This is a genomic window from Croceicoccus ponticola, from assembly GCF_004004515.1.
GTDB classification, from domain to species: Bacteria; Pseudomonadota; Alphaproteobacteria; order Sphingomonadales; family Sphingomonadaceae; genus Croceicoccus; species Croceicoccus ponticola.
Genome location: NZ_RXOL01000004.1, coordinates 224,065 through 248,205 on the forward strand (window position 1 = coordinate 224,065; position 24,141 = coordinate 248,205).

General features: G+C 62.7%; 25 protein-coding genes, 1 tRNA gene and 1 other RNA gene. 12 read left to right on the top strand and 15 right to left on the bottom strand.

Features of this window, described 5'->3' with window-relative positions:
* The first annotated feature begins 17 nt into the window (after nucleotides 1-17).
* On the top strand, nucleotides 18-1,331 hold the full coding sequence (locus EKN06_RS10795; RefSeq protein ID WP_127612916.1) for a UDP-glucose dehydrogenase family protein: 1,314 nt from the start codon (nucleotides 18-20) through the stop codon (nucleotides 1,329-1,331).
* 115 nt (nucleotides 1,332-1,446) lie between these two features.
* On the opposite strand, the gene EKN06_RS10800 is transcribed toward EKN06_RS10795, so the two are convergent.
* From EKN06_RS10800 to EKN06_RS10820, 5 genes are all read right to left on the bottom strand, one after another.
* Nucleotides 1,447-2,040 (bottom strand): enoyl-CoA hydratase-related protein, encoded by a 594-nt coding sequence (locus EKN06_RS10800; RefSeq protein WP_338068093.1) that lies wholly within the window; start codon nucleotides 2,038-2,040, stop codon nucleotides 1,447-1,449.
* 125 nt (nucleotides 2,041-2,165) lie between these two features.
* An RNA gene (rnpB, locus tag EKN06_RS10805) (RNase P RNA component class A) lies at nucleotides 2,166-2,606 on the bottom strand.
* Nucleotides 2,607-2,633: 27 nt separating this feature from the next.
* Nucleotides 2,634-3,362 carry an N-acetylmuramoyl-L-alanine amidase gene (locus tag EKN06_RS10810; RefSeq protein ID WP_127612917.1) on the bottom strand — a complete coding sequence of 243 codons (729 nt, stop codon included), beginning with the start codon at nucleotides 3,360-3,362 and terminating at the stop codon, nucleotides 2,634-2,636.
* On the bottom strand, nucleotides 3,355-4,032 hold the full coding sequence (locus tag EKN06_RS10815) for a histidine phosphotransferase family protein (RefSeq protein WP_127612918.1): 678 nt from the start codon (nucleotides 4,030-4,032) through the stop codon (nucleotides 3,355-3,357). The genes EKN06_RS10810 and EKN06_RS10815 overlap by 8 nt, the downstream gene beginning before the upstream one ends.
* Before the next feature lie 464 nt (nucleotides 4,033-4,496).
* Complete coding sequence (locus EKN06_RS10820) at nucleotides 4,497-4,937, bottom strand: M67 family metallopeptidase (RefSeq protein WP_127612919.1); 441 nt, start codon at nucleotides 4,935-4,937, stop codon at nucleotides 4,497-4,499.
* Nucleotides 4,938-4,954: 17 nt separating this feature from the next.
* Here EKN06_RS10820 and EKN06_RS10825 point away from each other — a divergent pair, with 17 nt between their 5' ends.
* The 6 genes from EKN06_RS10825 (at nucleotide 4,955) to EKN06_RS10850 (ending at nucleotide 11,059) form a co-directional block, all read left to right on the top strand.
* Nucleotides 4,955-5,908 (top strand): RluA family pseudouridine synthase, encoded by a 954-nt coding sequence (locus EKN06_RS10825; protein ID WP_127612920.1) that lies wholly within the window; start codon nucleotides 4,955-4,957, stop codon nucleotides 5,906-5,908.
* 116 nt (nucleotides 5,909-6,024) lie between these two features.
* Entirely contained in the window at nucleotides 6,025-6,924 is a 900-nt protein-coding gene (gene rpoH, locus EKN06_RS10830; protein WP_205693877.1) for an RNA polymerase sigma factor RpoH, read from the top strand.
* Between the two features lie 335 nt (nucleotides 6,925-7,259).
* Nucleotides 7,260-8,507 (top strand): MFS transporter, encoded by a 1,248-nt coding sequence (locus EKN06_RS10835; RefSeq protein WP_127612921.1) that lies wholly within the window; start codon nucleotides 7,260-7,262, stop codon nucleotides 8,505-8,507.
* Nucleotides 8,508-8,548: 41 nt separating this feature from the next.
* Complete coding sequence (gene mtgA / locus EKN06_RS10840; protein ID WP_127612922.1) at nucleotides 8,549-9,244, top strand: monofunctional biosynthetic peptidoglycan transglycosylase; 696 nt, start codon at nucleotides 8,549-8,551, stop codon at nucleotides 9,242-9,244.
* A gap of 5 nt (nucleotides 9,245-9,249) precedes the next feature.
* Entirely contained in the window at nucleotides 9,250-10,188 is a 939-nt protein-coding gene (locus EKN06_RS10845) for a cation diffusion facilitator family transporter (protein WP_127612923.1), read from the top strand.
* A 187-nt stretch (nucleotides 10,189-10,375) separates the two neighbouring features.
* Nucleotides 10,376-11,059, top strand: coding sequence for a polysaccharide deacetylase family protein (locus tag EKN06_RS10850; protein ID WP_127612924.1), 684 nt, complete (start codon nucleotides 10,376-10,378; stop codon nucleotides 11,057-11,059).
* 69 nt (nucleotides 11,060-11,128) lie between these two features.
* On the opposite strand, the gene clpX is transcribed toward EKN06_RS10850, so the two are convergent.
* Together clpX and clpP are read right to left on the bottom strand one after the other, a co-directional pair.
* Nucleotides 11,129-12,385 carry an ATP-dependent Clp protease ATP-binding subunit ClpX gene (clpX, locus tag EKN06_RS10855; RefSeq protein ID WP_127612925.1) on the bottom strand — a complete coding sequence of 419 codons (1,257 nt, stop codon included), beginning with the start codon at nucleotides 12,383-12,385 and terminating at the stop codon, nucleotides 11,129-11,131.
* Nucleotides 12,386-12,591: 206 nt separating this feature from the next.
* The gene (gene clpP, locus EKN06_RS10860) at nucleotides 12,592-13,269 is read right to left on the bottom strand and encodes an ATP-dependent Clp endopeptidase proteolytic subunit ClpP (protein ID WP_127612926.1); all 678 of its coding nucleotides are present in this window, start codon (nucleotides 13,267-13,269) and stop codon (nucleotides 12,592-12,594) included.
* 105 nt (nucleotides 13,270-13,374) lie between these two features.
* Here clpP and EKN06_RS10865 point away from each other — a divergent pair, with 105 nt between their 5' ends.
* Nucleotides 13,375-14,880, top strand: a complete 1,506-nt coding sequence (locus EKN06_RS10865; protein WP_127612927.1) for an amidase — start codon at nucleotides 13,375-13,377, stop codon at nucleotides 14,878-14,880.
* Between the two features lie 365 nt (nucleotides 14,881-15,245).
* Here EKN06_RS10865 and tig read toward each other — a convergent pair whose 3' ends face one another.
* Complete coding sequence (gene tig, locus EKN06_RS10870; protein WP_127612928.1) at nucleotides 15,246-16,841, bottom strand: trigger factor; 1,596 nt, start codon at nucleotides 16,839-16,841, stop codon at nucleotides 15,246-15,248.
* An 83-nt stretch (nucleotides 16,842-16,924) separates the two neighbouring features.
* A tRNA-Leu gene (locus EKN06_RS10875) sits at nucleotides 16,925-17,009 on the bottom strand.
* A gap of 126 nt (nucleotides 17,010-17,135) precedes the next feature.
* Here EKN06_RS10875 and EKN06_RS10880 point away from each other — a divergent pair.
* Entirely contained in the window at nucleotides 17,136-17,324 is a 189-nt protein-coding gene (locus EKN06_RS10880) for a hypothetical protein (RefSeq protein WP_127612929.1), read from the top strand.
* A gap of 4 nt (nucleotides 17,325-17,328) precedes the next feature.
* Here the strand turns inward: EKN06_RS10880 and sppA are convergent, their stop codons facing one another.
* Complete coding sequence (gene sppA / locus EKN06_RS10885) at nucleotides 17,329-19,209, bottom strand: signal peptide peptidase SppA (RefSeq protein ID WP_164844044.1); 1,881 nt, start codon at nucleotides 19,207-19,209, stop codon at nucleotides 17,329-17,331.
* A 183-nt stretch (nucleotides 19,210-19,392) separates the two neighbouring features.
* Between sppA and EKN06_RS10890 the strand changes: the two genes are divergently transcribed.
* Together EKN06_RS10890 and EKN06_RS10895 are read left to right on the top strand one after the other, a co-directional pair.
* Entirely contained in the window at nucleotides 19,393-20,424 is a 1,032-nt protein-coding gene (locus EKN06_RS10890) for an aspartate carbamoyltransferase catalytic subunit (protein ID WP_127612931.1), read from the top strand.
* Entirely contained in the window at nucleotides 20,421-21,671 is a 1,251-nt protein-coding gene (locus EKN06_RS10895) for a dihydroorotase (RefSeq protein WP_127612932.1), read from the top strand. Before EKN06_RS10890 ends, EKN06_RS10895 begins: the two co-directional genes overlap by 4 nt.
* On the opposite strand, the gene EKN06_RS10900 is transcribed toward EKN06_RS10895, so the two are convergent.
* Nucleotides 21,668-21,916: a hypothetical protein gene (locus tag EKN06_RS10900; RefSeq protein WP_127612933.1), complete on the bottom strand. Its 249-nt coding sequence runs from the start codon at nucleotides 21,914-21,916 to the stop codon at nucleotides 21,668-21,670. The two genes, EKN06_RS10895 and EKN06_RS10900, sit on opposite strands and share 4 nt — an antisense overlap.
* A 156-nt stretch (nucleotides 21,917-22,072) precedes the next feature.
* Between EKN06_RS10900 and EKN06_RS10905 the strand changes: the two genes are divergently transcribed.
* Nucleotides 22,073-22,495, top strand: a complete 423-nt coding sequence (locus EKN06_RS10905) for a DUF3597 domain-containing protein (RefSeq protein ID WP_127612934.1) — start codon at nucleotides 22,073-22,075, stop codon at nucleotides 22,493-22,495.
* 118 nt (nucleotides 22,496-22,613) lie between these two features.
* On the opposite strand, the gene rplT is transcribed toward EKN06_RS10905, so the two are convergent.
* From rplT to EKN06_RS10925, 4 genes are all read right to left on the bottom strand, one after another.
* Nucleotides 22,614-22,973 (bottom strand): 50S ribosomal protein L20, encoded by a 360-nt coding sequence (rplT, locus tag EKN06_RS10910; RefSeq protein WP_127612935.1) that lies wholly within the window; start codon nucleotides 22,971-22,973, stop codon nucleotides 22,614-22,616.
* Nucleotides 22,974-22,986: 13 nt separating this feature from the next.
* Nucleotides 22,987-23,190 carry a 50S ribosomal protein L35 gene (gene rpmI / locus EKN06_RS10915; RefSeq protein ID WP_127612936.1) on the bottom strand — a complete coding sequence of 68 codons (204 nt, stop codon included), beginning with the start codon at nucleotides 23,188-23,190 and terminating at the stop codon, nucleotides 22,987-22,989.
* Between the two features lie 162 nt (nucleotides 23,191-23,352).
* Complete coding sequence (locus EKN06_RS10920; RefSeq protein ID WP_127612937.1) at nucleotides 23,353-23,553, bottom strand: hypothetical protein; 201 nt, start codon at nucleotides 23,551-23,553, stop codon at nucleotides 23,353-23,355.
* Between the two features lie 148 nt (nucleotides 23,554-23,701).
* Complete coding sequence (locus EKN06_RS10925) at nucleotides 23,702-24,127, bottom strand: gamma-glutamylcyclotransferase family protein (RefSeq protein WP_127612938.1); 426 nt, start codon at nucleotides 24,125-24,127, stop codon at nucleotides 23,702-23,704.
* Between the last annotated feature and the right edge of the window lie 14 nt (nucleotides 24,128-24,141).

The following is a 24,141-nucleotide window of genomic DNA, read 5'->3' on the forward strand; positions in this document are numbered from 1 at the left end:
ATCTGCAGGGGATTGCGATGAAGATCGCCATGGTTGGCTCGGGCTATGTTGGCCTGGTGTCAGGCGCGTGTTTTGCCGATTTCGGACACGAAGTCGTTTGCATTGACAACGATCCGGCCAAGATCGAGGCGTTGGAAGCTGGCATCATGCCGATCTACGAGCCCGGCCTTGCCGAACTGGTCGCCACGAACGTGCGCGCGGGACAGCTATCGTTTTCGAACGACTTGGGCTCCGCGATCGAAGGGGCAAACGCGATCTTCATCGCGGTCGGCACCCCGTCGCGCCGCGGCGACGGCCACGCCGACCTGACCTTCGTCTATCAGGTCGCCCGCGAGATCGGGGCAAAGCTGTCCGGCCCGGCTGTGATCGTCACGAAATCGACAGTGCCCGTCGGCACCGGCGACGAGGTCGAGCGCATTCTCAAGGATGCCGGTACGCCGCACCGCTTCGCCGTCGTGTCGAACCCCGAATTCCTGCGCGAAGGGGCCGCGATCAGCGATTTCAAGCGCCCCGACCGCATCGTCATCGGCGCCGAAGACGATTTTGCGCAGGACATCATGCGCGACGTATATCGCCCGCTGTTCCTGAACCGCGCGCCGATCCTGTTCACCGGCCGACGCACCAGCGAGTTAATCAAGTACGCGGGCAACGCCTTCCTTGCGACCAAGATCACCTTCATCAACGAAATGGCGGACCTTTGCGAACGTGTCGGCGCGGACGTTCAGGACGTGGCGCGCGGCATCGGCCTCGACAATCGAATCGGTTCGAAATTCCTCCATGCCGGACCCGGCTATGGCGGATCGTGCTTTCCCAAGGACACGCTCGCCCTGCTGAAAACGGCAGAGGATTACGACAGTCCCGTCCGCATCGTCGAAGCCGTGGTCAAGGTGAACGAGGCGCGCAAGCGGGCGATGGGCCGAAAGGTCATCGATGCGCTGGGCGGATCGGCAGAAGCGCGCGGCAAGAAAGTCGCCATGCTGGGCCTTACGTTCAAGCCGAATACCGACGACATGCGCGATTCACCCGCCATCGCCATCGCACAGGCGCTGGACGACGTCGGCGTGAACATCGCCGCATACGATCCCGAAGGCATGAAGCTGGCCGCGCCGATGTTGCCATGGGTCGAAATGACCGACAGCCCATATGCCGCGATCCAGAATGCCGACGCCATCGTCATCGTTACCGAATGGGATGCGTTCCGCGCGCTGGACCTCGACCGGGTGCGTTCGATCGTCAACTCGCCGACGATGATCGACCTTCGCAACGTATACGACCCGGTCGCCATGGCCGATGCGGGCTTTGCCTATACCGGCGTGGGTCGCGGCGGCTGATCGCCGGACCGGTTCGCAATTCAGGTTCGTTTGAGGAAAGCGTCGACCGCCGCGCGGTGTTCTTCGCCCATGTGCATCAGCGCCTGCGTCGAAGCGGCCTGATCCAGCACGTCGTCTAGCGCGGCATCCCGCGCCAGCGTTTCAGCAGGCGCTTGGTGATCCGCTTCGTGCCTGGCGGATTGGCGGCGATCCGTGCGGCAAGTTCGAACGCGCGGTCGATCAGTTCATCGTCCGCAACGACCTGCGACACCAGCCCGATGGCCAGCGCCTGTTGCGCATCGACCCAATCGCCTGTCAGCGCCATTTCCGCGGCGCGGGAATAACCGACCACGGCGGGCAGCAGCCATGCGCCGCCATAGCCCGAAATCAGGCCAAGCTTCACGAAACTTTCGGCAAACCGCGCCGAAGCGCCCGCGATGCGGATGTCGCACATGCAGACCAGATCGCAGCCCGCCCCGACTGCCGCGCCGTTTACCGCGGCAATGACGGGCACCTCGATCGATTCGAACAAGCGGGGCAGGCGCTGGTTGCCATGGCGATAATTGTCGCGCGTCTCGGCTGGATCTTCGCTAACCAGCCCCGCACCCGGAATCATGTCGCTGAGATCGCCGCCGGTGGAAAAGGCCTTGCCCGCGCCCGTCAGCACGACGCAGCGGATACGGCGGTCGGCATCGGCTGTCATGATGGCCGCTTCGAGCGCGTCGAGCATGACCACGCCTGTCAGCGGCTTGCGTTATTCGGGCATGTTCAGCGTCAGCAGGCGCATCGTGCCCCCGCCCCTGTCCTCGATCAGCACCGGGTCCTGCACGATCGTCTCCATTCCTATCCCCAATTTGCACCGAGGGGCCTGTAAGCCGGGTTCTGTGACGCGGACGGTATGCCAAAGCGACACCGTATCCTCGCCGGCAGCCATTCATCTCGGCGCTGCGTTGCCACAGCGCTCCAGCAGCCAACCCGGACGATCACGGGGCGAAACGCCCCTGCCCTGCGCCTTGTCCCGAAGGATTTCGGCCGGACGCGCCGTCCCTATTCGGCCTTGCTCCGGGTGGGGTTTGCCGTGCCGCTTCCGTTGCCGGTCGCGCGGTGCGCTTTTACCGCACCCTTTCACCCTTGCCTGTGCCTTTTGACGGGCCATCGGCGGTCTGCTCTCTGTGGCACTGTCCCTGATCCGCCCCGAGAGGCAGACCGGCGGGCGTTACCCGCCACCCTTGTTTCGTGGAGCCCGGACTTTCCTCGGCATTCCATGCGGAATGACGCGGCTGCCCGGCCCCCCGGTGCGACACCCTATCTAGCGACGCGCCGCTATCTCGCAAGGCCCCTGTCCCGTTCGATCAGCAGGCCGAACAGGATAGCGCGCAATTCGCCATCGATTTCACCGTCGATCCGTTCGGGGCGAAAGCGGCGCTGGAACGCGGTAACCGCCGCGTGGCCGTCGGAAATGTCATATCCGAACCGCTCGAGCGCGAGGTAGAACGACCCGTCGTTGTCGAACGGGTTGCCAAGGTCGAGCTTCGTCGGGCGCGGCAGGGCCAGCCGATGCTTGGCCAGCCGGGCCCAGTCGAACTTTTCGCCGGGATCGTCCTTGCGCTGCGGGGCGACGTCGGAATGGCCCACGATGTTGGCGCGCGGAATGTCGTGACGTTTCACGATGTCGTTCAGCAAAAGGATCAGCTGCTGCATCTGTGGTTCCGGGAAATCTTCGTAGCCCCAGGTATGGCCGGGATTGTCGAGCTCGATCCCGATGCTCGCCGAATTGATGTCGGTGTGACCGCGCCAATATGATCGGCCCGCGTGCCACGCGCGCTTGTCTTCTTCGACCAGCTGCACGATCTCGCCCTGCCGGGTTATGCAGTAATGGGCGCTAACCTTGCTTTCGGGGCTGCACATTTTTTCAACCGCCTCCCTGACATCGGGCATGTCGGTATAGTGAAGCACCACCATCGTCAGCGGCAGCGCGCGTTCATCCCAGTTGGGTGAAGGTGCAGCCCAGTCGATGTCCACGCGCGGACGGAACGGCCGCCGCTCAGGCATGAAGCCCCGCGCCTGTTGCATGCTCTTGACCAGTGTGCGGCAGGATCGCGCCAAGCACGAGCGCGCCTTCCGTCTTGGCGTGCTGGACCCCGCCGCCGCAGCCCGCGCTGACCAGCCGGATCAGTTCAGCAGGCGCCGTATGAGCATTGAGTTCGTCCATCGGCATATCTCCGTCGAGAGCCCTGCCCACTTCGGTGGCAAAGGCAATCCGGGGCCCTTCGGCGCGGATGGCGATTTCGTGGGCGGAACCGCTGTCCTCCACCGCCAGTGTCACGGTACCGCCGCGGGGCAAGGCTTCGATTGCGAACAGCGCGAAATTGAGCAGGACCTTCACCGCCGCCTTGGGCAGGCTGTCCACGTTCAGCGTCCATTGGACCGAAACATCGCGCCCTTCGGCGGCCAGCGCGTCGACCAGTTCGCGGATCTCGGTAATCGGCAAGCGGGCATCGAAGCCCCCCGCCGCCCCGAAGGCAAGTCGGAAATAGCGCAGCTTCGTCGCGGTGCGCCGCGCCCCTCGCGCCAAAAGATCGATGCACTGTTCGCGCATGTCCGGATCGGTTTCGTCGACCAGCAGCTCGATCCCGTTGTTCATTCCACCAACCGGCGAAAGCAGGTCGTGGCACAGCCGCGAACACATCAGGTTGGCAAGAAGGGTGGGGTCGATGCTCATGCGGCGGCTCTCCTTTTCACGTCGAGGACCGATAACCTGAATACGTTTACGAACCAGGTGCACCGGAGAAAAAACGCCTCCGTGCCGGTGACCGGCCCAGAGCCGGCAATCGCCCGAGATGGCGGCGTCATGATGGGGCGCGCGGCAGGTTCAACCATAATCGCCAAGTCCATAGCCGCGCCTACGAGTTGAGGAAAGCCGCGTAAGTATCGGGCGTCGCTGCCCGACTCCGGACCTGACCGGGAAACGAGGGCGAGGCCGCGCGGCGACAGAAAGATCGGATACGGACGTATCTGTAAAAAATACTGGTTCGGTAGTGGCGCGAGCGATCCTATTAAGCATCCCAGAGGCTCCTATAGGTTCTTCTAGGTTTCCAAGCGTTCGATTTCCCGCGAGAACATCGGCGTTGGTAACCGCGGCAAGTTCCATGCCGCGGCACAACATCGGTCAGGTCCGGATCGATGTCACGGGAGCGGCCTCTCGGGGGATAGGCCGCTCCCGTACGAGTTTGGGGCGCAGGTTCGTGTGAAACCGCCATCCGATATGCTGGCCTTGTCGTTCCGCCACCACCCTATCGCCTCGCCCGCCACGATCGCCCAAAGCCTCCCGTCACCCGGCGCCATTGCGCGATCGGTTGCCGACGGTTCGGGCAAACCCACAGGGTGCGAGTGATAATAACCGATCACTTCTACGCCACCCGCCCGCGCCGCCCGGTGCGCGGCGATCAGCGCGGCCGGGTCGATTTCGAAATGGCGTGCAGGTTCCGGGTGCACGTTGCGACAGGACCGGACTTCGCCGACCTTCCCGTCGCGGCCCAGCAACAGGCCGCAACATTCATGCGGATGCGCCGCTTTCGCTTCTGCGATCAGGCGCGCGTGAAGCCAGCTTGTCGTTTGCCTTTCCATCACCCATCTACCTAGCGATGGGGGAAGTCGAAGTCATTCGCGGCGTTATCGAAACCGGCGGTCAGCGGCTGGACAAGGCGCTCGCCGATCTGACCGACATGTCACGAGAGCGGATCAAGGCGCTGATCGCCGAAGGGCGCGTCCAAATTTCCGGAAAACCTGCCACCAGCGGCTCGGTCAAGCCAGCGCCGGGGGCGAAATTCGCGATTGCCGTGCCCGCCGCCATCCCGGCAGAAGCGGCTGCCCAAGCCATCCCCCTCACCATCGTGTTCGAGGATCAGCATCTCGTCGTCATCGACAAGCCTGCTGGCATGGTCGTGCATCCCGCTGCCGGGAACGCCAACGGGACCCTGGTGAATGCGTTGTTGCACCACTGCGCCGGTCAGCTTTCGGGCATCGGCGGGGTGGCCAGGCCAGGCATCGTCCATCGCATCGACAAGGACACCTCGGGCCTGATGGTCGTCGCGAAAAACGACGCCGCGCACGAAGGTTTGGCCAGGCAATTTGCCGATCACTCGATCGAACGGGTGTATAACGCAGTGGTCAAAGGGCATCCCAATCCGATGTCAGGCACGGTCGAAGGGTTGATCGGACGCAGCGACCGGGATCGCAAGAAAATGGCGGTCTTGCCGGAATTCACGATGCGCGGGAAACATGCGGTTACGCATTACACGACCCTGCGACGGCTGAAAGGCGCGACGCTGGTGGAATGCAGGCTGGAAACCGGGCGCACCCATCAGATCCGCGTTCACATGTCGTCAATCGGAAATGCGCTATTAGGTGATCCTGTCTATGGACGTCCCGATTCGCGCCTCAGGCCGCTTCTCCAGCGGCTGAATTTTTCGAGACAGGCCCTTCACGCGGCCGTCCTTGGCTTCCTCCATCCCGTCACGGGCGACCGGCTGCACTTTTCCAGCGACCTGCCCCCTGACATTCGGGAACTGATCGAGGAATTGAATGCTTTAGATTGATAGAATCATCAACACATCGGGTGCGAACGGGTCTATAAGGAAGGATGTGGCTCGCCAGTGCGGATGCCCAGCCGGGGTCCCAGCAGCGAGTTGACGCTAGAAAGGTTCGGTAGGACGTGACGATTAAATCAAAAGTGCCAGCGCTGGGCGGAGAGCAAAGCCTCAACCGCTACCTGGCCGAGATCAAGAAATTCCCGGTGCTGAAGCCCGAGCAGGAATACATGCTCGCCAAGCGCTATGCGGAACATGAAGACACTGAAGCGGCGGCCCAGCTGGTCACCAGCCATCTGCGTCTCGTGGCAAAGATTGCCATGGGCTATCGCGGCTATGGCCTGCCCGTGTCGGACCTCATCTCCGAAGGCAACGTGGGCCTGATGCAGGGTGTGAAGAAGTTCGAGCCCGATCGCGGCTTCCGCCTCGCGACGTACGCGATGTGGTGGATCAAGGCGTCGATCCAGGAATATATCCTGCGTTCGTGGAGCCTTGTGAAAATGGGCACCACCGCAGCACAGAAGAAGCTGTTCTTCAACCTGCGTCGGATGAAAAAGAACCTCGAGGCTTTCGAGGATACCGATCTGCATCCCGACGACGTCACCACGATCGCGACGCAGCTTGGTGTGCCGGAGCAGGAGGTGGTCAACATGAACCGCCGCATGCTGATGGGCGGCGACGCTTCGCTCAACGTGTCGATGCGCGGCGACGAAGAAGGCGCCGGCCAATGGCAGGACTGGTTGACCGACGACCGCCCGCTTCAGGACGAAACGGTCGCTGACGCAGAGGAAAAGCAGGTTCGCCACGAAATGCTGGTCGATGCGATGGACGTGCTGAACGATCGGGAAAAGCACATCCTGACCGAACGCCGGCTGACCGAGAACCCGCAGACGCTTGAGGAGCTTTCGCAGGTTTATGACGTAAGCCGCGAACGCATTCGCCAGATCGAGGTTCGCGCCTTCGAAAAGGTGCAGAAAGCGATGCAACGCATCGTTGGCGAAAGGCTCATGCCTCTCGCGGCTTGATCGTGAACACGAAAATCATGGGGCGGCGGCGATGGACAATCGCCGCCGCCCTTTTCGTATCCGCGTTCTGGCCGCGCCTTGTCGATGTCGACGCCCTGCCCGCGAGCGCACCTGCCTGAGAGTTCGGGCAATAAGCCCCGACCTCAAGTCGTGTCTCCATCCGGCCATCTCACGCAACGGGATTTGAGGCGGCAGTCGTGCGGCCATGACGCTTGTCGACGTTGCGCGACGGACGTGCCAGTCGCTCCCTCCCCATGACGTGATTTCACTTGCCGCCGTTCACCGCGGAGGTATCAACCGACACCTGTGGCACGCCATGCTGCCGGAGAATTCCCATGACCGTGCATATCGAGGCTGAATCGGGCGAAGACCTTGCGCATGTTAGCCCCGGTACGGTCCGCAACCCGGTCATCTTCGCGCCGCTATTCGCGCCGTTCGGCGTCGGCAGCGGCTATGTCTCGGTCACTTTGGCATACCTGTTGGGCGAAGCCGGGCTGACCGTTGCGATCATCGCCACGCTGATCGCGGTCAATGCCTGGCCACAGACGGTGAAGATGCTGTGGGCGCCGTTCGTCGATACCATCGGCAATCCCAAGGCATGGTACGCCGTGGGCGCATTCAGCGTCGGAATTTCCATTCTGCTGATGTCGATCCTGCCCAAGACCGAGGCGCAGATTCCGCTGTTCATGGCGCTGATCGCGTTTTCGTCGGTCACCTCGACGTTCATTTCAATGTCCGCCGAAATCTTCATGGCGAACCAGGTGCCCGCCGAAATGCGCGGCAGGGCGAGCGGCTGGTCGCAAGCGGGGAACCTGGGCGGTGCCGGCATCGGCGGCGGCGTTGGTCTGCTGCTGGCTGAAAACCTTGCGCAGCCGTGGATTTCGGGTGTCGTCATCGCCGTATTCTGCATGGCTTGCTGGCTGGCGACCTTATGGCTTCCGCGCTTCGTGAAGATCACCACCGAACTCAACTACGCGGGCGAACTGAAAGAGGTTCTGCGCAATGTCTGGGCCGTGGCGCGGTCGCGCGTCGGCTACCTCGCGCTGCTCATCATGCTGCTGCCGATCGGGTCGGGCGGCGTGCCGTGGGCCGCCATATCCAAGGAATGGGAAGCGGGCGGCAACATGGTCGCGCTGGTCAACGGGTTGGCAGGCGGTGTCGCATCGGTCGTCGGCGCGCTCGTCGCAGGGTTCGTGTGCGATCGGATGGAGCTGAAACGCGCCTATTCCTTATTCGGCATCCTCGTCGGCATCGTCGCTGTCGGCATGGCCTTTACCCCTCGCACTCCGATGGTGTTCGTCGTCGGCGTGCTTGCCTATCAGGTGATGATCGGCATGGCTTATACCGGCTATGCCGCCATCGTGCTCGAAGCGATCGGCAAGAAATCCGCGGCCACCAATTTCAACCTCATGGCGGCCCTGTCGAATATCCCGATCGCGGTCATGTCGATGGTCGACGGATATATGCACGACACTTACGGCACCGACGCCATGCTGCTGGGCGAACTGGCGTTCCCTGCGGCTGCGCTGGTCCTGTTCTGGCTGTTCGTCGCGCTGACCGGCCCCCGCCGCAGATCGGCGTAAGCCGGGTGGAAAGCGTCAGACCTATCCGCTAGGGGCAGGACATGGCCAAGGCACACACCCGCGGCATTTTTGCGCGCATTATCATTGGTATCGTCAAGATCGTCATCGCCTTCGTGCTGTTCAGCGCGCTGTGGGTGCTGGCCTATCGCGTAATCCCGGTGCCCGTCACCGCCACGATGCTGATGGATGAAAACGGCATCACCAAGGATTGGGAGCCTCTGTCGAACATCGATCGCGACATGGTCCGCGCGGTAATTGCGGCCGAAGACGGAAAATTCTGCACCCACGACGGTTTCGACCGCGAGGCTATCGAAAAAGCTATTCAGAAAAATGCCGAGGGCGGTCGCATTCGCGGCGGTTCGACGATCAGCCAGCAGGCCGCGAAAAACGCATTCCTGTGGCAAGGCGGCGGCTATTTCCGCAAAGGACTGGAGGCGTGGTTCACGTTCCTAATCGAAAAGCTGTGGGGCAAGCGGCGGATCATGGAAGTCTATCTCAATGTCGCGGAAACCGGCATCGGCACTTATGGGGTCGAGGCCGGTTCGGTGCGCTATTTTGACCACGGCGCTGACCGCTTGTCGACGACAGAGGCTGCGCGCATGGCCGCCGCGCTGCCGCTGCCGAAAAAGCGATCGGTGAAAAACCCGACCGGCTGGCTGGCGCGGCATGGCAACACGATCAGGTCGCGCATCGGCGTGGTTGCGCGTGACGGCCTCGACTCCTGCGTTTACGAGTGACGGCCATGGGCGACGGACACACACACCACCATGCGCACGGGCACGGGCACGGGCACGGGCATTCCCATGCGCCTGCCGATTTCGGGCGTGCTTTCGCCATCGGCGTGGTGCTCAACACCGGGTTTGTGGTGGTGGAGGCCCTGGCGGGCTTTCTCTATGGCTCCATGGCACTTATCGCGGATGCGGGTCACAACCTTTCGGACGTGCTCAGCCTGCTGATTGCATGGGGGGCCAGCGTGCTGGCGAAAAAACCGCCATCGTCGCGGTTTACCTATGGCCTGAAATCCAGTTCGATCCTTGCCGCCATGGTCAATGCGGCGCTGCTGTTGATGGCGCTGGGCGCGATCACGGTAGAAACGGCGCAACGGCTATTTTCGCCCGAACCGGTGGAACCCGGCCCGATCATGATCGTCGCCGGCATCGGCATCGTGATTAATACAGCCACGGCTTTGCTGTTCATGCGCGGGCGCAAGGGCGATCTCAACATTCGCGGCGCATACCTGCATATGATGGCGGATGCGGCAGTTTCAGCAGGCGTGGTCGTGGCCGGTATGCTGATCTGGCTTACCGGTATGAACTGGATCGACCCGGTGACATCGCTCGTCATCGTGGCGATTATCGCGGCGGGAACTTGGGGTTTGCTGAAGGACAGCGTGAAAATGGCGCTGCTGGCCGTGCCCGATGCGATCGACGAGAACAAGGTTCGCGCCGAATTGTCGGAATTGCCGGGCGTCAACGGCGTGCACGACCTGCATATCTGGCCCATGAGCACGACCGAAACCGCGTTGACTGCCCATCTCATCATGCCCGGCGGCCATCCCGGCGACGCCTTCCTGCATGACATCACCGAACGGCTTCACCACCGCTTTGGAATCGAACATGCGACGATACAGATCGAACACGACGCGGCGGCATGCGCCCTGCATGACGATGGCGTCGTTTGATAAGTATCTGAAAATAAAAGACCAGTATTGTTGGGTTCCGCTAATCTAAATGACAAATCCTGCCATCGTCTTGCCCTGATCGATGGACTGAAATACCGTTGCCAGCGTACGGGGCTTCGTACCTGCTACGACGGGGGAATTTGTGACGAGAGAGCGGCTAAAGGGGATTTTGCTGCGTATCGGATTGGTGCTGGGCATCCTGGCATGTCTGTTGACCATGTTCGTCAACCTTGCCGGATTGCGGTGCTTCAACGCGATCTTTGACGCGACATGCAGTGTCTCTACCACGCGCAATGTCGTGGCACTGACCTTCAGCGACGGGCCTAGCGAACAGGCGGTGACACAAGTCCTGCCCATTCTGGCCACCCACAATGCCAAAGCCACTTTCTTCCTATCGGGCCAAAAGCTGGAAAACGCGCTTCCTGCGGCCACACGAATGCTCGCTGCTGGCCACGAATTGGGCAACATGGGCTATTCGAACCAGGTGATGGAGGATCGGCCGCAGTCATTCCATGCCGAAGAAATCGCGAAGACCGATGCCCTGCTGCACAAAGCCGGAGTGGAAAATCCGCGCTATTTCCGCCCGCCATTCGGTATTCGCTCGGTCGGGCTGCTGTGGGAACTCTACCGTGCAAAATACAGCCTGATCATGTGGGACGTGTCGGACAATGGCCGCAGAGAGGCACCGCCTCAGGCCTATGCCAACGCCATACTTGCGCAAACGCGGCCCGGTTCGATCATCATGCTCCACGCGCTCGGCCCCGATGATGAAGAGGCGCGCGCGGCCTTGCCGTTGATTCTTGACGGGCTGGACAAGCGGGGGCTGAAGTCGGTCACCGTGTCCGAACTTCTCGCAGAACGCGGCAAATAGTTGAAAAGCAAACGGCGCGCCCCGTGGGGGACGCGCCGTTCGTATGGCTCGGTCAGGATGTGCCGCCGATCAGGCGGCAGCTTCCTTGCCCTTGTGGACCTGGATCGGTTCCTTGCGACCCTCGACCACGTCTTTGTCGACGACGACCTCAGTCACGCCTTCCAGCGTGGGCAGGTCGAACATCGTGTCTAGCAGGATCGCCTCGACGATGGAGCGCAGGCCACGCGCACCGGTCTTGCGCTTGATCGCCCTGTTGGCGATCGCCTCAAGCGCATCGTCGGTAAACGTCAGTGCCACCTCCTCGAGGTCGAAAAGCTTCTGGTACTGCTTGACCAACGCGTTCTTCGGCTCGCTCAGAATCTTCACGAGAGCCGGGACGTCGAGGTCCTCTAGCGTGGCGATGACCGGCAGGCGGCCGACGAATTCGGGGATCAGGCCGAACTTCAGCAGGTCTTCGGGTTCCGCCTTCGACAAAAGCTCGCCGATCTGGCGCTTTTCAGGATTGGCGACATGCGCGCCGAAACCGATCGACCGTTTCTGCAGGCGATCCGAAATCAGCTTTTCGAGCCCGGCAAAGGCACCGCCACAGATGAACAGGATGTTCGTCGTGTCCACCTGCAGGAACTCCTGCTGCGGATGCTTGCGCCCACCCTGCGGCGGGACGGATGCGGTCGTGCCTTCCATCAGCTTCAACAGCGCCTGCTGCACGCCCTCACCCGACACGTCGCGGGTGATCGACGGATTTTCGGACTTGCGCGTGATCTTGTCGATCTCGTCGATGTAGACGATGCCGTGCTGCGCCTTTTCGACGTTATAGTCGCTGGACTGCAGCAGCTTGAGGATGATGTTTTCGACATCCTCGCCCACGTATCCCGCTTCGGTCAGCGTGGTAGCATCCGCCATCGTAAAAGGAACGTCGAACGTGCGCGCCAGCGTCTGGGCCAGCAGCGTCTTGCCCGAACCGGTCGGACCGACCAGCAGGATGTTCGACTTCGCCAGTTCGACTTCGTTGCCCTTGCCACTGTGCTTCAACCGCTTGTAATGGTTGTGCACGGCAACCGACAGCACGCGCTTGGCGCGATCCTGACCGATCACGTAATCGTTCAGGGTCTTGAAGATTTCAGCCGGTGTCGGAACGCCGCCGTCCTTCTTGCCGGCAATACCGGCCTTGGTCTCTTCGCGAATGATGTCGTTGCACAGCTCAACGCATTCATCGCAAATGAATACGGTCGGCCCTGCGATCAGCTTGCGCACTTCGTGCTGCGACTTACCGCAGAAGCTGCAGTACAGGGTGCTCTTGCTGTCGGATCCAGTGACTTTGGTCATAACCCATCCTGAAGCGCCCAGAATCGGGCCGCTTTAATCGAATTTACGCGTGGACCTGCGAGAATCAACCACGTCGAACAATGCACATCCAGGCCAGTGCATAACTGCAACGGCCTGACCGTGCCCTTAACTTTCACGAAACAGGGTTCCGGGGCAATGCGCAAGCTTGCGCTTTGCCCCGTCCCGTAACGGATCGGACCAACAGATCAGGTGCCGCTTTCGGCGTCGGTGCGCGACACGAACACCTTGTCGACCAGACCGAAGGCCTCGGCCTCGTCAGCCTCGAGGAAAGTGTCGCGATCCATCGCCTTCTCGATCTCTTCGAGCGTCTTGCCCGTGTACTGAACATAGAGATCGTTCATGCGGCGACGAATGCGCAGGATTTCGCGGGCCTGGATTTCGATGTCGCTGGCCATGCCGCGCGCGCCGCCCGAAGGCTGGTGCACCATGATGCGAGCGTTGGGGAGCGCGATGCGCATGCCCGGTTCGCCGGCTGCCAAAAGGAAACTGCCCATCGACGCCGCCTGACCGATGCAAACGGTGGAAACGCGCGGTTTGATGTACTGCATGGTGTCATGGATCGCCATGCCCGCCGTGACGACACCGCCCGGCGAGTTGATGTACATCGAGATATCCTTGGTGCTGTCCTCGCTTTCGAGGAACAGCAGCTGCGCCACGATCAGCGAAGCCATCGTATCCTCGACCTGACCGGTCACGAAGACGATACGCTCGCGCAGAAGGCGCGAAAAGATGTCGAAGCTGCGTTCGCCCCGGCTCGTCTGTTCGACGACCATGGGGACAAGCGCGCCGGTTACGGGATCGGTGGTGAAAGAACCCTGATTTCCAAAGGCGGTCGCGCCGGTGGCGCCAAACAGGTCGAGCATGGATATCCTCTTACGATTGCCCGCCCTATGTCGGCGCTGGTTTTGCCGACTTCAAGGGGTTTAACCCTTGCCGGGATAAGTCGTGCCGGGGCAGAACATCTTCCCATGACAAAGCTCCATGCGTTGACCGCGCTTCCGCTCCTTGCCCTCATCGTCGGGTCCGCTGACATCGCCCATGCCGGCGACCTCTCCGTTCCGGTCGAGGTCTTGCGTCAACAGGAACGCATCCGGGTCCACGAAGACGCGGGCGATGCGATCAACGCGATCATCGTTGCGGCCCCCGATGTCGAGGCGCAGACCGCCAAAGCCGCGGCCTCGGGCCTGCCGCTGGCGGGACGAACGGTGCTGGTGAAGGACAATGTCGAAACCCGCGACTTTCCGACAACCGCAGGCAGCCTAGCCCTGATCGCAAACGATACGAAGCGCGATTCGCCGCTAGTCGCCCGACTGCGCGCGGCTGGCGCTGTCATCTCGGGCAAAGCGAACTTGTCCGAATGGGCCAACATCCGTTCGTCCGGATCGACCAGCGGGTGGAGCGCGGTGGGCGGCCTGACCCGCAATCCCCATGCGCCGACTCGCAATTCCTGCGGGTCGTCATCGGGCAGCGGCGCGGCGGTGGCTGCGATGTTCGCCTGGGCCGCCATCGGGACCGAGACCGACGGTTCGATCACCTGCCCCGCCAGCGTCAACGGCGTGGTCGGGCTGAAACCCACCGTCGGTCTGGTCAGCCGCACGCATATCGTGCCGATCAGTTCGAGCCAGGATACCGCAGGACCCATGGCGCAAACGGTATATGCGGCAGCGCAAATCCTCACCTCGATTGCGGGAAGCGATCCGGCCGACCCCGCCACGATGGCAGCGGACGAGCGGCGCGGCGACTATACATCGGGCCTCGCCACCGCATCGCTGAAAGGCGTGCGCATCGGCGTAATGCGCAAACAGGTGGGTGAGCGGGAAGACGTGAGTGCCCTTTTCGACGCGGCGCTGGCCGATATGAAAGCCACCGGAGCCGAACTTGTCGAGATCCAGTGGGAAGCCGATTCACGGATGTACGAGGCGGAGTGGACGGTCCTGCTCTACGAACTGCGTGAATCGATGGACGCCTATCTCGCAGGATCGCCCGCGCAGATTCCGGTGCGCAGCCTTGCCGACGTGATCCGCTTCAACGAGGCGCATGCGGCTGAGGAAATGAGATGGTTCGGACAGGAGATCTTCGTCGAGGCGCAGGGAACGGTCGATGCCGACGCCTATGCGTTGGCGAAGGCCGATGCCTATCGCCTGGCGCGCACCGAAGGCATTGAAAAGCTGCTGGCGGACAACGATGTCGCGGTGTTGATTGCGCCGACGACCGGACCGGCATGGTCGACCGACCTCGTCTACGGCGACCATTATCCGGGCGGGATCGGCATCGGATCGATCGCCGCGATCGGCGGCACGCCGCACCTGACGGTCCCGATGGGCACGGTAAAGGACCTGCCGGTCGGGCTTTCCTTCATGGGACCGGCATGGGCCGATCATGACGTGCTGAAGATCGGTGCGGCCTATGAACGAGCGCGCACCGCAAAACTGGCGGTTGCTCCGGTAGCGCGGGTCGCAATCGTGTCGGAATGAAAGCCGGGTCCTCGCGAACCTGATGGAAGCGCCCGGCGAGACGAAACCATCCACGCCGGGCGCCTGAAGCAACAGTTGATGGGATCCCGCGGGCGTGGCCCCGAAAAATCAGGCCGCGATGCCGACCGTTGCTGCAGTGGTTTAACTGTTCGATGCCGTCTCCGACGCAATCTTCGCCAACACATCCACCTCTTGCCGGGCGGCAATCTCAGACAAGGATCGTCAGCAACGAAGGGCGCGATCTTGCGAAAGTGGATGAGCCCCACCCAAAGTCCGTTCAAGTCCCTTACGATGACGCCGTAAACGGCAGGGCCGGGAAAGGTCATACCCTCCCCGGCCCCGGTTTTCGTGATCGGCGAAGTGGCTTACTCGGCCTTGGCAGCCGGCTTTTTGGCAGCGGCCTTCTTGGCAGGAGCTTTCTTAGCAGGCGCTGCCTCGGTTTCGGCCACATCGGCATCCGCCTTCTTGGCCGGAGCCTTCTTGGCAGCGGCTTTCTTGGCAGGCTTCGCCTCTTCAGCGGGGGCCGCATCTTTGGCCTTGGCGTCGTCGGCCTTGGCTTCAGTGGCCTTCTTGGCCGCAGGCTTCTTGGCCGGGGCCTTCTTCGCCGCTGGCTTGGCTTCTGCGACTTCGCCTTCTTCGGCTTCGATCGCGGCCTGCAATTCTTCCTTGGTCACTTCACGTTCCGTGACTTCGGCCTTGTCGAACAGGAAGTCGACGACCTTGTCTTCGTAAAGCGGCGCGCGGAGCTGGGCGGCGGCCATCGGTTCGGACTGGATGTACTGCATGAAGCGCTCGCGCTCTTCGGGACGGTACTGCTGCGACGCTTGCGCGACCAGCATCTGCATTTCCTGGTTCGAAACCTCGACACCGTTCGACTGGCCGATTTCCGAAAGCAGCAGGCCAAGACGCACGCGGCGTTCGGCGATGCGCTTGTAATCGTCCTTTTCGGCCTCGATTTCCTTCATCGCGGATTCGGGATCTTCCTCGCGCGCAGCTTCCTGCTGGAGCTGGGCCCAGATCTGCTGGAATTCGGCTTCGACCATGCTTGGCGGCACGGCAAAGTCGTGACCGGCAGCAAGCTGATCGAGCAGCGAACGTTTCATCTGCGTGCGGGTGAGCCCGGCAGTTTCCTGCTCCAGCTGACCCCTCAGCAGACCCTTGAGCTGGTCGAGGCTTTCGAGGCCCAGGTTCGTGGCAAATTCATCGTCGATCGTGGTTTCGGTGGCGACCTTCACTTCCTTGACGGTAATGTCGAAGGTCGCGTCCTTGCCCTTCAGATTTTCGGCGGGATAATCGGCGGGGAAGGAAACCGTGATGGTCTTTTCCTCACCGGCCTTCGTGCCGATCAGCTGTTCCTCGAACCCGGGGATGAACCGGCCCGAACCGATTTCAAGCGCAGTATCCTCGCCCTTTCCGCCTTCGAATTCCACGCCGTCGAGCTTGCCGACGAAATCGATGATGAGCTGGTCGCCGTCTGCGGCCTTCTTCGTCTTGGCCGCGGCCTTGAACGACTTCTGCTGACCGGCGATGCGCTCGACCGCTTCCATCACTTCCTCGTCGGAAACAGGAACGGTCAGCTTCTCGAGCTTAAGGCCGTCGATCGACGGCGCCTTGATCTCGGGCAGAATTTCCAGCTCTACCGTGACTTCGGCGTCCTTGCCCTCTTCATAGTCCTCGCCCAGCGAGACCGAAGGCTGCATTGCGGGACGCAGCTTTTTTTCCTGCATCACCTTGTCGACGCTTTCGCGCACCACTGTGTTCAGGGTTTCGGCATGGATCGATTCGCCGTGCATCTTTTTGACGAGATTCGCCGGAACCTTCCCCGGACGGAAGCCGGGCATGCGCACTTGCGGTGCGATGCGCTTCACTTCGGCGCTGATGCGCGCACTGATTTCGGATGCCGGAATGGTCACGGCGTATGCGCGGGCGAGCCCGTCGTTCTTTGTTTCGGAAATCTGCATGGGTATCCCTTCTAGGGGTATCTTTCTTGACTGGCGTATAGTGAACGCCGCAAGGATCCGCTCCGGGTGCCGCCGTTTCGGCCTGGTGCGGGCGAAGGGACTCGAACCCCCACATCTTGCGATACCAGAACCTAAATCTGGCGCGTCTACCAATTCCGCCACGCCCGCGTCACGCCTTCGCCACCTTACGGCACGAAAATCGGCTCGGGCGCCTCTATCCAACCAATGCCGAAAGCGCAAGCGTTGCGGACGGTTGATTCGGGATACGACGCCCGCGACATGCGTTTAGATCGCATGGCTACCACTCCCGACCCCGCGCCCGACACCATCGAGCCTGTCGCCCCGCCCGAAACTCCGCCCGTCGTCACCCCTGACGAACAGCCCCTGATCGACCCGACCCCGGGGCCGGGCGAATTCACCGAACCCGCCCCCGATACCGTCGAGCCGGGCGACAATCCGACCGAAGCGCCGCCACCGCAATAACGCGTCAGCGCCTCGCGAACGCGTCGAATACCGCCATCCACCGCGGCACATCGACCTCGCGGGCCAGCAAGCGCGCAGACGGCGGACAGGCCATGCACCGCGCCTCGATCGCGGGGGTTCCAGCCATGCGCTCGAAATCTTCGAGAGCGCTGCCGAGCACGGCATTGCGCTGAGCGACCGCGAATTGCGTCATCGTGACTGCGCCGCGCGCTTCTTCCTCGTTCCCAAGGCTCTGGAAAAATGCCTGCAGCCTGCTGGGTTCGGCTTCGAGATACTGGGCATGCCATTCACCGTCGCTCAGTCCCGCTTTTTTCGCGGCAAATGAAATTGCATCGTCCAGCCCGCCGAATCGGTCGACCAGACCCACCTGCCGCGCCGGACCCCCGGCCCAGACGCGCCCTTCGGCCAATGGCAACAGCGACACGCGATCCTTTCGCCGCGATTGCCCCACAACCGACAGGAACAGGTTGTAGGCGTGTTCGGTCTGGGCCTGCAGCACCTGATCCATTTCGGGCGTGAACCCGCCGAGGATGTCGGGCTGTCCCGACAGCGGCGTGGTCCGCAGGTCGTCCTGCGTCACACCGATCTTGCCCAGCATGTTCTCGAACGTCGGAACCACGGCGAAAACGCCGATCGACCCGGTGATAGTCGACGGATCGGCAAAAATCGTGCTCGCCGGTGTCGACACCCAATAGCCGCCGCTCGCAGCCATGTTGCCCATCGACACCACGATCGGGATGCCGCGCTCCTTGTGCCTCAAGATTGCCTGACGGATGCGTTCCGAACCCGTGATCGTGCCGCCGGGCGAATCGACGCGCACGACCAGCGCGGCAAGATCGTCCTCCAGCGCATCGTCCAGCAACTTGGCGATCCGGTCGCCGCCGGCCGTTCCCGGGCCGGCCGTGCCGTCGACGATGCTGCCCGCAACGGTCACGATGCCGATCGCCTTGCCCGCATCGGACAGCGGCGAGGCACGGTTCCACACCTGGTAAGTCGTGTGCGCAAAGGCGCCGGGATCGTCCGGCGTGGTTTCATCCTCGCCCGCGATTTTCGCGACCCGGGCGGCAAAGGCTTCGCGCGTTCCGATCTTGTCGACAAGACCCATCGCCAGCGCCGCCTTGGCCGGATCACCGCCGGCCGCCTTCAGCGTGCCCACGGGGTCCATCGCCATTTCCCTGACTCTCGCCTTGGGTCGCGCCTGACGGACTTCGACCTGCCAGTTTTCCCAAAGACTGTCGAACAGGCCCGTCATGTCCGCCCGCGCATCGTCCGAAAACCTGGTCAGCGAATAGGGTTCGACCGCGCTCTTGAACCGGCCCGCCTTGTAGACGTGGACGTTCACGCCCAGCCGTTCGGCAAGGCCGCCGTAAAAGGTCGCGCTGCCGCCCGGCCCCGCCACCATCGCGCCGCCCATAGGGTCCAGCCAGACTTCGCTGGCGTGCGAGGCGATCTGGATCGAATCGGCGGTGTAGGCGATGGCGTGGGTGAGCACCGGCTTGTTCGCGGCGCGCACCGTGTCGAGCGCTGCTCCGACTTCCGACAAGTGGACTTGGCCGGCGCCAAGGAAATAATCGAGGTCCAGCACCACGGCCTTGATGCGGTCGTCGGTCGCCGCACCTTCGATAGCGCGCAGGACGTCGCGGGCACGGTGTTCGCGGGTGGGCACGCCGCGCGATGCGATCAGCGTCCATGGATCGACCGCTTGCGGTTCTTCGACGATCACCCCGTCCAGCTTCACCAGCAGCGCGCCGTCGAGGACTTCCTCTGGTGCAGGGCGCATCGACAGGATGGAATAGAGCGCGGCAAAGAACAGCAGCATGAAGATGAGCACCAGCCCGTCCTTCACGCCGACCAGCAGTTTCCAGACCTTGCGAGCGAATGCCATCGTGACCCCTGTGCAACCCATTGCGCGGCGGGCGTTACGCTGCCTTGCGCGGTTTCGTGGGCGCATAGCTAGAAGCTGCGACGGCAGGGGCAAAGGGAAATTCGGCGAATGCCTTTGTCATCCGTCTTGCGCGCGTCGCATCTTGCCCTTCGGCCCGAACATGCATAGGGCACGGTTCCCGAGATGAGCGACGCGCCCCCTTCTTCCTTCACCCGCTATCCAGCAGGTGGCGAGGCGTTTCCCCACAAGGACCTCACCGGCATTTCCGAACTGGCCCCGTGGCAGATCCTGTACCTGTTGGACGAAGCGGAACAGTGGGTCACACTGAACCGACAGGCCACGAAGCATGTCGACGCCCTCGCGGGCCTCACGATCATCAACGCCTTCTTCGAAAATTCGACGCGCACGCTGCTGTCGTTCGAAATTGCGGGAAAGCGGCTGGGCGCCGACGTCGTCAACATGCACGCCGCGCAGTCCAGCGTGAAAAAGGGCGAAACGCTGATCGACACCGCCGCGACGCTGAACGCGATGCAGGTCGATGCCATTGTCATCCGCCATGCATCTTCGGGCGCGGTGCGGCTAATCGCGGACAAGGTCGACTGCCCGGTGCTGAACGCGGGTGACGGGCGGCACGAACACCCGACGCAGGCGCTGCTCGACGCATTGACGATACGGCAATGGATGCGCGCCCGCGGCGAAGAAGAATTCAACGGGCTGAAAGTCGCGATTTGCGGCGACATCCTGCACAGCCGGGTCGCACGGTCCAACATCTTGCTGCTGTCCGCGCTTGGGGCCGAAGTGCGCGTTTGCGCCCCGCCCGCGCTGATGCCTGCCGCCATCGAACAGATGCGTGTTTCGCCTTACACCAACTTCAACGAAGCGATCGACGGCGCCGACGTCGTAATGATGCTGCGCCTTCAAAACGAACGGATGAGCGGGCCGTTCATCCCGTCTGCACGCGAATATCGCCACTTGTACGGCCTGACGACCGAACGGCTCAAACGCGCTGCTCCCCATGCGCTGGTCATGCATCCCGGTCCGATGAACCGCGGCGTAGAAATCGATTCCGATGTGGCCGATTCAATTGAACGCAGTGCGATTACCCGGCAGGTCGAAATGGGCGTTGCGATCCGCATGGCCTGTCTCGACGTGCTGACCCGCCGCGCGCGGGGCGTTCCGGGGTGGGAGCCGCTGAAGGCTGAGGAAACGGCATGAGGCCGATGGCCCCTCTCACCATCACCGGCGGCAGATTGCTGACCGGGCAGAAATCCGGCGACAAGCGCGAACCTGCGGCGGGCGCGATCCGCTGCGACGGCGACCGGATCGTCGCGGTAGGCGATGTCACGCCACAGGACGGCGACCGCGTCATCGATGCGCGCGGCAAGATCGTGATGCCCGGCATTATCGACCTCGGCGTGTTCGAAATCGACAAGCCAGCGTTCCATTTCGGCGGGATCACCCGCGCCGCGCTGATGCCCGATCAGCCGCCGCCGTTGGATTACCCTGCGCGCGTTCGATTCGCGGCCAGCTTTGGCAAGCCCGATCTGTGGGTCCATCCCATCGCGGCTGCGACCCGAGGGCTGGAGGGGGGCGAATTGCCCGAACTCGGCCTGATGCGCGAAGCAGGGGCAAAGGCGGTATCGTCAGGGCGCAAGTGGATCGCCGATTCAGGCGTCATGCTGCGCGTGCTGCAATATACCGCGATGCTGGGCCTGCCGTTCATCACCCATGCCGAAGATGCCGGTCTTGCCGCTGACGCGGTTGCCACAGACGGCGAAACGGCGACCCGGCTCGGCCTTGCGAGCGCGCCTGCGGAGGCGGAGGCGCTGGCCGTAGCACGCGACATCGCGCTGGCCGAACTGGCCGGAGCGCACATCCATATCCGGCAGGTGACGACCGCCGCCGCACTCGATCTCGTCCGCGCGGCGAAGGATCGCGGCGCGAAGGTGACCTGCGGCGTGACACCGGCGCATTTCATGCTCTCCGACATCGCGGTGAACGGTTACCTGACTTTCGCCCGGCTCTCACCGCCCTTGCGCGCAGAGGCTGACCGTCAGGCGGTCCGTCGCGCGCTGGCCGACGGAACCATCGACGTGATCGCATCCGGCCACGACCCGCGCGGGCCGGAAGACAAGCGCCTGCCCTTTGCCGATGCGGCCCCCGGCATGGCGGGCGCGGAAACGCTGCTGCCGCTCACGCTCGGACTGGTCCGCGACGACGTGATCGACATGGCGCGCGTCGCCGACCTGCTCTGTGCCAATCCGGCCGCGATCCTCGGCGTGCCGGCGGGACAGCTGGCCGCGGGGCTGGAAGCCGACATCGCGGTGATCGATCCGGACCGGCCATGGATCGTCGATTCTGACCGCATGGCGGCACAGGCGGGCAACACGCCCTTTGACCGGCAGCCGATGCAAGGCCGCGCCGTCGCCCTGTTCAAGGGCGGTATGGAACTGAAAACCTAGTCCGCCCCGCGCGCTTCGTCGGCCAAGGATTGATCGTCCAACGTTGATTCGGCGGGCGACGATTTGGCCAGCGATGTCTCGGCAGGTCCGGGTATCGTCCAGATCGCGATGTTCATCGCCATCACGGCGGCAAGGATCGCCATCAGCGCCATGCGTTTACGATCCCCTCGCTTCCACGCTAGCCATGCGCCGACAATCATCGCGAAGACACCGAGAACCAGCAGGGAAAGTGCGACATCGCTCATGCGGCGCAGCGTTAGCCGCTCCCTTCGTCTTGTAAAACCCCCATCGGGGACTCGGCCCGTCGCAGGGCCGGGAACGGAGCCGCCCCTCGATCGCTGAACAAGCAAGAAGCCGGGTCGCTCCAGTGCACCCGCCCACGCGATGAAGGGGAATTTGCTATGAGTATCTTCGGCAAGATCAGGGACGCCATCTTCGGCAAGAAGAAGGACACGCCCAACGTGCAGATCAGCGTCGACGGCAAGGCCGTAAGCAAGGACGGCAATCTCCAGTCCACGCCTGCAGGCGGCATGCCTTCGCCTACCGCGACGACCACGAACGGCGGGGTGATGTCCGATGTCGATGTGGAGCACCAGCTTGGCACCATGTCAGGCGCAGACGGCCTCAACTGGCGCTCGTCGATCGTCGACCTGATGAAGCTGGTCGGCATCGATCCCAGCTATGAGAACCGCAAGGAATTGGCACACGAGCTTGGCGATACTGATTATTCAGGCAAGGCCGAGGAGAACATCGCGCTGCACAAGGCCGTGATGCGCGGCCTGCAAAAGAACGGCGGCAAGGTCCCGGCCAATATGGTCGACTGATCCTTGCACTCGGCGCGGCCCACACTGGTCGCACCGGTGCCGATCAGCCCAAATGAAAAGCCCCGCCGACCCGGATTGGATCGGCGGGGCTTTTTTCATGCCCGAAGGCGCGTTCGGTTTAAGCCGGAAGCGCGTTCTTGGCCTGCGCGATGATCGCAGCAAAAGCGCCGCTTTCGTTCATCGCGAGGTCGGCCATAACCTTGCGGTCCAGTTCGATGCCGGCCAGCTTGGTCCCGTGCATGAACTGCGAATAAGTAAGTCCTTCGGCGCGGACCGCGGCGTTGATGCGCTGGATCCAAAGAGCGCGGAAGGTGCGCTTCTTAACCTTGCGGTCACGATAAGCGTACTGACCGGCCTTTTCGACAGCCTGCCGTGCGACGCGGATCGTGTTCTTGCGACGGCCGCGATAGCCCTTCGCCTGTTCGAGAAGCCGCTTGTGCTTGGTGCGGGTGGTTACACCCCTCTTGACGCGTGCCATGTTCCGTTACTCCTCAGTTCAGCCCGTAGGGCGCCCACTTTTTGATCGTCTTCGCGTCTGCGTCGCTGACGACCGTGGTGCCGCGGTTCTGGCGGATGTACTTGCCGTTGTGGCTGATGAGGCGGTGGCGCTTGCCGGCAACGCCGTGCTTGATCTTACCGGTAGCGGTGAGCTTGAAGCGTTTTTTAACGCCGCTCTTCGTCTTGAGCTTGGGCATTTTCGTCTCCTTGTCAGAAACACGTTACAACCAGCCCTGGCAGCCCTTACGGCCAGGCCGGCAGATGAATCACGTGTTGTCGAAGTGCGCGCCCTTACAGAGCGCGGGCGGCAATGGCAAGCGCTGCGGGCCGTGCGAGCGTCGATCCGGCCGATCGCCCGCTTAGTCGAGTGATTGCAGAATGAACCACGACAGTCCGGTGCCGCCGATGAAAAGCATCCACGACCACGGAAAGGACACGCTCTGAACATGCATCGTGTGCACCATAAGCGCCCCGCCGGTCGTGCCGCCGCTCTTAAGCACCATCGACACGATCCATGAAAAGAGCGCGCCGGGTATCAAGGCCTTGTAAAGTGCAATCATTGTCTGATGGACCTGTACGTTTCAGTTTCGGTCTGGACTCACGTTGCCTTCCCAGGGTTAATATTTCGCTTACTCCGGCCGGAATCGGGCAAATTTCTCTTGCGCGCTTACCCGCCGCGTGCGGAACGATCGCCATCGGTGCCACGCGTCAGCGACCGTTGCGACTGGCCAGGATCGGCGCGCCGACCTGATCCAACCATGCCAGAAAATCGCCGCCAGGGACCGTTCGCGCGCGGTCCGGCACCGTGGCGCGCCAGAGATAGGCCTGCGCCGTCGCCGTATTGCGCGCGTAGTCGCATCTTTGGCGCACGCGGATTGCGACCCGGCGGTATTCCCGCCCTTCGTACCGATCCAGCCTTGCAAGATCGCCCGGCGCAAGGTCGATTTCGGCCGAAATCCCGCTGATCCGCCCCGTGCCGGGCAGCATGGCGGGAAACCAGCCGCTGGACGAAGGAATTGCGATCATGCGGCCCGGAGCGACCGCAGGGATGGCGGTCCGTACGCGGTCGGCCAGCCAGCGCGCCATCGGCGTGGCCGCATCGCCCATCAGGGTCCCGTACAAGAAGAGGCGCATTTCCAGACCTGGGT

What these genes read in the sequence shown, in the direction of transcription:
- EKN06_RS10835 (WP_127612921.1), top strand. Translation starts at nt 7,260, where the DNA reads ATGACCGTGCATATCGAGGCTGAATCGGGCGAAGACCTTGCGCATGTT.
- clpX (WP_127612925.1), bottom strand. Translation starts at nt 12,385, where the DNA reads ATGACCAAAGTCACTGGATCCGACAGCAAGAGCACCCTGTACTGCAGC.
- clpP (WP_127612926.1), bottom strand. Translation starts at nt 13,269, where the DNA reads ATGCTCGACCTGTTTGGCGCCACCGGCGCGACCGCCTTTGGAAATCAG.
- EKN06_RS10815 (WP_127612918.1), bottom strand. Translation starts at nt 4,032, where the DNA reads ATGAGCATCGACCCCACCCTTCTTGCCAACCTGATGTGTTCGCGGCTG.
- sppA (WP_164844044.1), bottom strand. Translation starts at nt 19,209, where the DNA reads ATGGCATTCGCTCGCAAGGTCTGGAAACTGCTGGTCGGCGTGAAGGAC.
- mtgA (WP_127612922.1), top strand. Translation starts at nt 8,549, where the DNA reads ATGGCCAAGGCACACACCCGCGGCATTTTTGCGCGCATTATCATTGGT.
- EKN06_RS10920 (WP_127612937.1), bottom strand. Translation starts at nt 23,553, where the DNA reads ATGATTGCACTTTACAAGGCCTTGATACCCGGCGCGCTCTTTTCATGG.
- EKN06_RS10895 (WP_127612932.1), top strand. Translation starts at nt 20,421, where the DNA reads ATGAGGCCGATGGCCCCTCTCACCATCACCGGCGGCAGATTGCTGACC.
- EKN06_RS10795 (WP_127612916.1), top strand. Translation starts at nt 18, where the DNA reads ATGAAGATCGCCATGGTTGGCTCGGGCTATGTTGGCCTGGTGTCAGGC.
- EKN06_RS10900 (WP_127612933.1), bottom strand. Translation starts at nt 21,916, where the DNA reads ATGAGCGATGTCGCACTTTCCCTGCTGGTTCTCGGTGTCTTCGCGATG.
- EKN06_RS10825 (WP_127612920.1), top strand. Translation starts at nt 4,955, where the DNA reads ATGGGGGAAGTCGAAGTCATTCGCGGCGTTATCGAAACCGGCGGTCAG.
- EKN06_RS10865 (WP_127612927.1), top strand. Translation starts at nt 13,375, where the DNA reads ATGACAAAGCTCCATGCGTTGACCGCGCTTCCGCTCCTTGCCCTCATC.
- rplT (WP_127612935.1), bottom strand. Translation starts at nt 22,973, where the DNA reads ATGGCACGCGTCAAGAGGGGTGTAACCACCCGCACCAAGCACAAGCGG.
- EKN06_RS10845 (WP_127612923.1), top strand. Translation starts at nt 9,250, where the DNA reads ATGGGCGACGGACACACACACCACCATGCGCACGGGCACGGGCACGGG.
- EKN06_RS10880 (WP_127612929.1), top strand. Translation starts at nt 17,136, where the DNA reads ATGGCTACCACTCCCGACCCCGCGCCCGACACCATCGAGCCTGTCGCC.
- rpmI (WP_127612936.1), bottom strand. Translation starts at nt 23,190, where the DNA reads ATGCCCAAGCTCAAGACGAAGAGCGGCGTTAAAAAACGCTTCAAGCTC.
- tig (WP_127612928.1), bottom strand. Translation starts at nt 16,841, where the DNA reads ATGCAGATTTCCGAAACAAAGAACGACGGGCTCGCCCGCGCATACGCC.
- EKN06_RS10820 (WP_127612919.1), bottom strand. Translation starts at nt 4,937, where the DNA reads ATGGAAAGGCAAACGACAAGCTGGCTTCACGCGCGCCTGATCGCAGAA.
- EKN06_RS10800 (WP_338068093.1), bottom strand. Translation starts at nt 2,040, where the DNA reads ATGCTCGACGCGCTCGAAGCGGCCATCATGACAGCCGATGCCGACCGC.
- EKN06_RS10890 (WP_127612931.1), top strand. Translation starts at nt 19,393, where the DNA reads ATGAGCGACGCGCCCCCTTCTTCCTTCACCCGCTATCCAGCAGGTGGC.
- EKN06_RS10925 (WP_127612938.1), bottom strand. Translation starts at nt 24,127, where the DNA reads ATGCGCCTCTTCTTGTACGGGACCCTGATGGGCGATGCGGCCACGCCG.
- EKN06_RS10905 (WP_127612934.1), top strand. Translation starts at nt 22,073, where the DNA reads ATGAGTATCTTCGGCAAGATCAGGGACGCCATCTTCGGCAAGAAGAAG.
- EKN06_RS10810 (WP_127612917.1), bottom strand. Translation starts at nt 3,362, where the DNA reads ATGCCTGAGCGGCGGCCGTTCCGTCCGCGCGTGGACATCGACTGGGCT.